At 70.1% G+C, this 8,422-nt stretch carries 6 protein-coding genes and 1 pseudogene; all 7 read left to right on the plus strand.

Annotated elements, in window-relative coordinates; translation table 11 throughout:
* The first annotated feature begins 376 nt into the window (after window positions 1-376).
* Window positions 377-3,331: a M14 family metallopeptidase gene (locus ABEB00_RS28060; RefSeq protein ID WP_345623210.1), complete on the plus strand. Its 2,955-nt coding sequence runs from the start codon at window positions 377-379 to the stop codon at window positions 3,329-3,331.
* Window positions 3,332-3,559: 228 nt separating this feature from the next.
* Entirely contained in the window at window positions 3,560-4,570 is a 1,011-nt protein-coding gene (gene gap / locus ABEB00_RS28065; RefSeq protein WP_345623211.1) for a type I glyceraldehyde-3-phosphate dehydrogenase, read from the plus strand.
* Between the two features lie 135 nt (window positions 4,571-4,705).
* Window positions 4,706-5,917: a phosphoglycerate kinase gene (locus tag ABEB00_RS28070; RefSeq protein WP_345623212.1), complete on the plus strand. Its 1,212-nt coding sequence runs from the start codon at window positions 4,706-4,708 to the stop codon at window positions 5,915-5,917.
* A 42-nt stretch (window positions 5,918-5,959) separates the two neighbouring features.
* A complete protein-coding gene (gene tpiA, locus ABEB00_RS28075; protein WP_345623214.1) occupies window positions 5,960-6,715 on the plus strand; it encodes a triose-phosphate isomerase in 756 nt (251 codons plus the stop codon).
* Between the two features lie 138 nt (window positions 6,716-6,853).
* On the plus strand, window positions 6,854-7,090 hold the full coding sequence (gene secG, locus ABEB00_RS28080) for a preprotein translocase subunit SecG (protein ID WP_345623213.1): 237 nt from the start codon (window positions 6,854-6,856) through the stop codon (window positions 7,088-7,090).
* Window positions 7,091-7,336: 246 nt separating this feature from the next.
* Window positions 7,337-7,672, plus strand: coding sequence for an RNA polymerase-binding protein RbpA (locus tag ABEB00_RS28085; RefSeq protein WP_003957010.1), 336 nt, complete (start codon window positions 7,337-7,339; stop codon window positions 7,670-7,672).
* A gap of 192 nt (window positions 7,673-7,864) precedes the next feature.
* Window positions 7,865-8,422 (plus strand): annotated as a pseudogene (locus ABEB00_RS28090) (glucose-6-phosphate isomerase); the annotation flags it as partial.

Raw genomic sequence — 8,422 nt, forward strand, 5'->3', positions numbered from 1 at the left:
CCGACCTGATCCGCCGGGCAGGGCGACATGCCTCGGCCGACAGCGCGATACCCCTGGGCGGCCACCAGGGCGATACACCCGGGGCGCCAGGACGACGCACCCAGGCCGACAGGCCGGTGCCGCCCGCGCTCTCCGACAGGCCGGTGCCGCCCGCGCTCTCCGACAGGCCGGTGCCGCCCGCGCTCTCCGACAGGCCGGTGCCGCCCGNCCCGACAGGCCGGCGCCGCCCGCGCTGCCCGAATACCCGCTACCGACCGCCGCCCGGGTGGCCGGTACCGGCTTTCGCGTGTCGTGGGGGCGCTCTTGACTCGATCAAGGAGTGTCATGAGCCTGGCAACCTGTTCGCCGCTGTGGCGGACCACCGCTAGGGGGGTTCATGAGACACAGAGCGAGATCGATCCTCGCTGTCGGCGCGCTCCTGATCGGCGGAGCGGGCTTCGCACCCATCGCCCAGGCACAGCCCGGGGGCGCCGCGGCCCCCGATCCGCAGGAAGTGAAGGTCTTCCGCGCCGAGGTCACCCAGCGGCAGGTCCCCCTGCTGCTGGCCGCCGGACAGGACGGCCACGAACTGACCGAGCGGGTCCCCGGCAAGGGCACGGCCACCGTCGAGGTCTACCTCACCGACCAGCAGGCGAGGGAACTGGAGGAACAGGGCGTCGGCCTCACCGAGCACACCCTCTCCGAGCGGGCCGAACGGCACGTCGAGGCGGCCGCCGACGGAGTGTTCCGCCCGTACAGCGGCGCCGGCGGGCTGCGGGAGGAGATCCTGCGGACCGCCCAGGAGCACCCCGGCCTCACCAAGGTCGTCTCCCTCGGCAGGACGGTGAACGGGCAGGACATCCTCGCCCTGAAGCTCACCAAGGGCGCCGAGAAGTCGAGGGACGGTGCCAAGCCCTCCGTCCTGTACGCGTCCAACCAGCACGCGCGCGAGTGGATCACCCCGGAGATGACCCGGCGGCTGATGCACCACTACCTGGACAACTACCGCACCGACCGGCGGATCAAGAGCATCGTCGACTCCACCGAGCTGTGGTTCGTCCTGTCGGCCAACCCCGACGGCTACGACCACACGTTCGAGAGCACCGACAACCGGCTGTGGCGCAAGAACCTGCGGGACGTCAACGGCGACGGTGTCCTCGGCACCGGTGACGGCGTCGACCTCAACCGCAACTTCGCCTACAAGTGGGGCTACGACGACGAGGGCTCCTCGCCCAACCCCACCAGCCAGACCTACCGAGGCGCCGGCCCGAACTCCGAGCCCGAGACCAAGGCACTGGACGCCCTGGAGAAGCGGATCGGCTTCACGTACGGCGTCAACTACCACTCCGCCGCCGAACTCCTCCTCTACGGCGTCGGCTGGCAGGTCGCCACCGACACCCCCGACGACGTCCTCTACCGGGCGCTCGCCGGCACCCCCGGGAACTCCGCGATCCCGGGCTACCGCCCGCAGGTCTCCTCCGAGCTGTACACCACCAACGGCGAGGCGGACGGCCACGCCGCCAACGTCAACGGCACGGCGATGTTCACCCCGGAGATGTCGACCTGCCAGACCGCCTCCGCCGTCGACCCCGACGACGAGTGGAACGCCGCCGACTGCCAGTCCGTCTTCAACTTCCCCGACGACGAGGGTCTGATCCAGCAGGAGTTCGAGAAGAACGTCCCCTTCGCGCTCTCCGTCGCCGAGAGCGCCGCCCACCCCGACCGGCCGTCCTCCTCGGTGGGCCTGAAGGCCGCGGACTTCACCCCGGCCCCCTTCACCACCTCCTACGCGCGCGGCGCCGACCAGGAGGTCTCGGTCGTCGCCCGCAAGTCCGTCCGCGACAAGGAACTGAAGTACCGCGTCAACGGCGGACGCACCCACGACCTCACGCTCCGCCCCTGGAAGGGCGGCGAGACCTACGGCGGTGCGGACGACCTCTACTTCGACGAGTACCGCGCCAGGGTCCGGGACGGCGACCGGGGTGACCGGGTCGAGGTCTGGTTCACCGGAAGGACCAGGCAGGGCAAGGCGGTCTCCAGTGAGCGCTTCACCTACACGGTCGCCGAACGGCCGCGTGCCGACGTCCTCGTCGTCGCCGAGGAAGGCACCACCGCGGCCCAGGCGCGGACCTACACGGACGCCCTCCGGGCCAACGGCCGCAGGACGCTCGTGTGGGACGTCGCCGCGCAGGGCGCCCCCGACGCGCTCGGCGTCCTGTCCCACTTCGGCACCGTCGTCCACTACACCGGCGCGGCGACCCCCGGCAACGCCACCCAGCTCCAGCTCCGCGCCTTCCTCAACGAGGGCGGCAAGCTGATCGAGGCGGGCGAGCAGGCCGGCGGCAGCGTCGACCTCGGCGGCGGCAACCTGTCGAACGACTTCAGCCAGTACTACCTGGGCGCCTACACCCGCACCTCCACCGCCGGGGCCACCGGCTTCACCGGTTCCGGCCCGCTGGCCGGCGCCTCCGGCCCGCTCGGCGCCGCGCCCGGCAACCCGCTGGACCGGGCCGGCACCTACAGCGTCACCTCGGACGAGCTGCCCGTCGAGACCCACCCGGAGTTCGCGAGCGAGGGCGCGGGCCAGTTCGCCGGGACGGTCAACCCGTACGGGCCGTACGCGGGCGACTTCATGGCCGCCGCCGTCCATACCGACGACGCCTACAAGCGCCTCACCCGCACCGTGGACCTCACCGGCACCCCGGCCGCGGACGCGCCCGCGCTGAGCACCCGGCTGCTGTGGGACACCGAGGCCGGCTACGACCACGTGCTGATCGAGGCCCGCACCGCCGGCGGCGACGACTGGACGACGCTCCCCGAGGCGGGCGGCGCCTCCTCCAGCGCCGTCCCGGAGGAGTGCGCGGCCGGCTTCTACGTCGGCGAGCACCCCTGGCTGAGCCACTACCTCACCCTCTCCGACGACGGCTGCGCCGCCACCGGCTCCACCGGGGCGTGGCACAGCCTCACCGGGTCCTCCGGCGGCTGGCAGCAGGTCTCCTTCGACCTGAGCGCCTACGCCGGGAAGACCGTCGAGGTGTCGATCGGCTACGTCACCGACCCGGGCACCGGCGGGCGCGGTGTGCTGGCCGACGAGGCGTCCCTCGTCACGGGCGGCACGGTGCGCGGGACCGAGGGCTTCGAGACCTCGCTCGGCGCCTGGCGGGCCGCCGGACCGCCCCCGGGCAGCCCGGCCGTCCTGCGCGACTGGACCCGGACCGGAACGCTGTTCCGGACCTTCGCGGCGGTCACCACCGACGACACCGTGCTGCTGGGCTTCGGCCTGGAGCACCTGACCGCGCCGGCCGACCGGGCGGCCCTGCTCGGCAGAGCCCTGGACGCCCTGAAGGGGTGACACCGCCCGTCGCCGGAGGGCGGACCCTCTGTAACTCGATCGGGTGATCGGTCCCACCGGACCCAGGCGGCCCGTACCCCTACCGACGGGTACGGGCCGCCGTGCCGGGTACGGGCCCTCTCAATGTCACCCCCGGGGCCTCGGAGAGGTAGGGTCGGAGGCGGTCGGGGACATCCCATACAGCTCGTCGGCGTCGAGCCGCCGACGTACCAACGAGGAGATCGGTTCGTGACGATCCGCGTAGGCATCAACGGCTTTGGCCGCATCGGTCGTAACTACTTCCGCGCGCTGCTGGAGCAGGGTGCTGACATCGAGATCGTGGCTGTCAACGACCTGGGCGACACCGCGACCACCGCGCACCTGCTGAAGTACGACACCATCCTGGGCCGTCTCAAGGCCGAGGTGACGCACACCGCCGACACCATCACGGTGGACGGCCACACCATCAAGGTGCTCTCCGAGCGCAACCCCGCCGACATCCCGTGGGGCGAGCTGGGCGTCGACATCGTCATCGAGTCGACCGGCATCTTCACCAAGAAGGCCGACGCCGAGAAGCACCTCACCGGTGGCGCCAAGAAGGTCCTCATCTCGGCTCCGGCCAAGGACGAGGACATCACCATCGTGATGGGCGTCAACCAGGACAAGTACGACGCGGCCAACCACCACGTCATCTCCAACGCCTCCTGTACCACCAACTGCGTGGCGCCGATGGCCAAGGTTCTCGACGAGAACTTCGGCATCGTCCGGGGCCTGATGACGACGGTGCACGCGTACACCAACGACCAGCGCATCCTTGACTTCCCGCACAAGGACCTGCGTCGGGCCCGCGCCGCCGCCGAGAACATCATCCCGACCACCACCGGTGCCGCCAAGGCCACCGCCCTGGTCCTGCCGCAGCTCAAGGGCAAGCTGGACGGCATCGCCATGCGCGTCCCGGTCCCGACCGGCTCGGCCACCGACCTGGTCGTGACGCTCCAGCGCGAGGTCACCAAGGACGAGGTCAACGCCGCGTTCAAGAAGGCGTCCGAGGACGGGGACCTCAAGGGCTACCTGACCTACACCGAGGACGAGATCGTCTCCTCGGACATCGTCAGCGACCCGTCCTCCTGCACCTTCGACTCCTCCCTGACCATGGTCCAGGAGGGCAACACGGTGAAGATCCTCGGCTGGTACGACAACGAGTGGGGCTACTCCAACCGCCTCGTCGACCTCACGGTCTTCGTCGGCAACCAGCTCTGATCGTCGCAGCAGGCACCTTGATGCGCTAGCAGGGCTCGGACGGTTCACGCGTGATGCCGTCCGAGCCCTGACGCGCGTCCGGTACGACCAGCCCTCGTAGGATCACGAGCGATCAACAGCCCCAGGAGCTGCCGCATGAAGACGATCGACGAACTGCTCTCCGAAGGCGTCGCGGGCAAGCGCGTCTTCGTCCGCGCCGACCTCAACGTCCCGCTGGACGGCACCACCATCACCGACGACGGCCGCATCCGCGCCGTGCTGCCCACCGTCAAGGCCCTGGCCGCGGCGGGTGCACGCGTGATCGTCGCCTCGCACCTGGGCCGCCCCAAGGGCGCCCCGGACCCGGCGTTCTCGCTCGGGCCCGCCGCCGCGCGCCTCGGCGAGCTGCTCGGCGCCGACGTCGCCTTCGCCGAGGACACGGTCGGCGACTCGGCCGAGGCCACCGTCACCGGCCTCGCCGACGGACAGGTCGCGGTCCTGGAGAACCTGCGCTTCAACGCCGGGGAGACCGCCAAGGACGACGCCGAGCGCGCCGCCTTCGCCGACAAGCTGGCCGGCCTCGCCGACGTCTACGTCGGTGACGGCTTCGGCGCCGTGCACCGCAAGCACGCCTCCGTCTTCGACCTGCCGAAGCGGCTGCCGCACTACGCCGGCTACCTCATCGCCACCGAGGTCGGCGTCCTGAAGAAGCTCACCGACGACGTGGAGCGGCCGTACGTGGTCGCCCTCGGCGGCGCCAAGGTCTCCGACAAGCTCGCCGTCATCGACCAGCTTCTCGGCAAGGCCGACCGGCTCCTCATCGGCGGCGGCATGGCCTACACCTTCCTCAAGGCCCAGGGCCACGAGGTCGGCATCTCCCTGCTCCAGGAGGACCAGGTCCCGGCCGTCAAGGAGTACATCGAGCGCGCGGAGAAGAACGGGGTGGAGCTGGTGCTCCCCGTCGACGTGCTGGTGTCGACCGAGTTCCCGGACCTGAAGACCAAGGCTCCGGCCAACCCCTCCACCGTCGCCGCGGACGCCATCCCCGCCGACCAGGAGGGCCTGGACATCGGCCCGGAAACCCGCAAGCTGTACGCCTCGAAGCTCGCCGACGCGGCCACCGTCTTCTGGAACGGTCCCATGGGCGTCTTCGAGCACCCCGACTATGCCGAGGGCACCAAGGCGGTAGCCCAGGCCCTCGTCGAGTCCCCGGGCTTCTCCGTGGTCGGTGGTGGCGACTCCGCCGCCGCCGTCCGCACGCTCGGCTTCGACGAAAAGGCATTCGGCCACATCTCGACCGGCGGCGGCGCCTCCCTCGAATACCTTGAGGGCAAGACGCTCCCCGGTCTCGCCGCACTGGAGGACTGACCCTCAATGGCCGTATCCGAAATCTCTGGGCGCACGCCGCTGATGGCGGGCAACTGGAAGATGAACCTCAACCACCTTGAGGCCATCGCCCACGTCCAGAAGCTCGCCTTCGCCCTCGCGGACAAGGACTACGAGACCGTCGAGGTCGCCGTCCTGCCGCCCTTCACCGACCTGCGTTCGGTGCAGACCCTGGTCGACGGCGACAAGCTGAAGATCAAGTACGGTGCCCAGGACATCTCCGCGCACGACGGCGGCGCCTACACCGGCGAGATCTCCGGCCCGATGCTGGCCAAGCTGAAGTGCACGTTCGTGGCGGTCGGCCACTCCGAGCGCCGCCAGTACCACGACGAGACCGACGAGCTGGTGAACGCCAAGGTCAAGGCCGCCTACAAGAACGGCCTGACCCCGATCCTGTGCGTCGGCGAGGAGCTGGACGTCCGCGAGGCGGGCAACCACGTCTCGCACACCCTCGCCCAGGTCGAGGGCGGTCTCCAGGACCTCCCGGCCGAGCAGGCCGAGACGGTCGTCATCGCCTACGAGCCGGTGTGGGCCATCGGAACCGGCAAGGTCTGCGGCGCCGACGACGCCCAGGAGGTCTGCGCGGCGATCCGCGGCAAGGTCGCCGAGCTGTACTCGCGGGAGCTGGCCGACAAGGTCCGCATCCAGTACGGCGGCTCGGTCAAGTCCGGCAACGTCGCCGAGATCATGGCCAAGCCCGACATCGACGGCGCCCTGGTCGGCGGTGCCTCGCTGGACGCCGACGAGTTCGTCAAGATCGTCCGTTTCCGCGACCAGTAGGCGGCCCGCCGGCCCGGTCACCGGGTCGACCGGCGAGTATGCGGCAGCGGCGATACGTCGTACCCTTGCGGGGGCATGGTGGCTGTACTGCCACCGTGCCCCCGTCGTCCGTCAGAATCCGAGGAAGTTGGTCCAGCCGTGGTTTTGGGGTTCTCGATCGCCCTGATCGTCTTCAGCCTGCTGCTGATGCTGCTCGTGCTGATGCACAAGGGGAAGGGCGGCGGTCTCTCCGACATGTTCGGTGGCGGCATGCAGTCGTCCGTCGGCGGCTCATCGGTCGCCGAGCGCAACCTGGACCGGATCACCGTGGTGGTCGGTCTCTTCTGGTTCGCCTGCATCATGGTGCTGGCGCTGCTGATGAAGACGAACAACTGACGCGGTCGGAAGACCGTTAAGTACGAACAACAGATCAGCGACGCACCCGCGGTACGCACTTCCCCACCTGAGGCCCCATGTTCGGTACGCGCCCCGGAGCGCGGCCTATCATGGGGCTCGCGTCTGCATGCGAGGCGAGTAACTCCTGTCACTGGACGGGCGTTGGGCCTTACGTAGACTGAGGCGCTCGCAGCGAAGCGAAACGCCGACTCGCTTCGCGGCACCATCACGCAGGGAGTTACGACCGTGGCAAGTGGCAACGCGATCCGAGGAAGCCGGGTCGGGGCGGGGCCGATGGGCGAGGCCGAGCGCGGCGAGTCCGCGCCACGTCTGCGCATCTCCTTCTGGTGCTCCAACGGGCATGAGACACAGCCGAGTTTCGCCAGCGACGCGCAGGTGCCCGACACGTGGGACTGCCCGCGCTGCGGTTTCCCGGCCGGACAGGACCGGGACAACCCGCCGGACCCACCGCGCACCGAGCCCTACAAGACGCACCTGGCGTACGTGCGCGAGCGCCGCAGTGACGCCGACGGCGAGGCGATTCTCGCCGAGGCACTCGCCAAACTGCGGGGCGAGATCTAGAAAATCGACACCGGCCGGGTTCCCGATCTCCAGGGGTGCCCGGCCGTCTTCGGCTGCACCCGAAACCTGTCACCGTCGGCCGGGGCGCGCGGCGCCACGACGACAGGCCGTCCCGCGCCCTGATCAATTAGGTTGGAACCGGCAGTGGCAAGGCACCCGGCAGGGACAGGCAGGAAGAAGGCGGAAGCCCGAATGAACGCAGACGGCCGTACCAGGCTCGACGAGAGGCCCGAGTGGATCGCGCTGGCCGAGCACCGCGAGGAACTCGGCGAGACACACCTGCGTGAGCTGTTCGGCGCAGACCCGGGGCGCGGCACCGGATACACGCTCCGCGTGGGTGATCTGTACATCGACTACTCCAAGCACCTCGTCACCGACGAGACGCTGGCCCTGCTCCAGGAGCTGGCTGCCGCGACGGACGTCTTCGGTCTGCGGGACGCGATGTTCCGGGGTGAGCGGATCAATGTCACCGAGGACCGGGCGGTGCTGCACACCGCGCTGCGCGCTCCGGCGGACGCGGTGGTGGAGGTCGACGGGGAGAACGTGGTGCCGGGTGTGCACGCGGTGCTGGACCGGATGGCGGACTTCGCGGGGCGGGTCCGTTCGGGTGAGTGGCGGGGCCACACCGGTGAGCGCATCCGCGCGGTCGTCAACATCGGTATCGGGGGTTCCGACCTGGGCCCGGCGATGGCCTATGAGGCGCTGCGCGCGTTCACCGACCGTGACCTGACGGTGCGGTTCGTCTCCAAC

Origin of the sequence: Streptomyces ziwulingensis (genome assembly GCF_039542605.1) — a bacterium.
GTDB lineage: Bacteria > Actinomycetota > Actinomycetes > Streptomycetales > Streptomycetaceae > Streptomyces > Streptomyces ziwulingensis.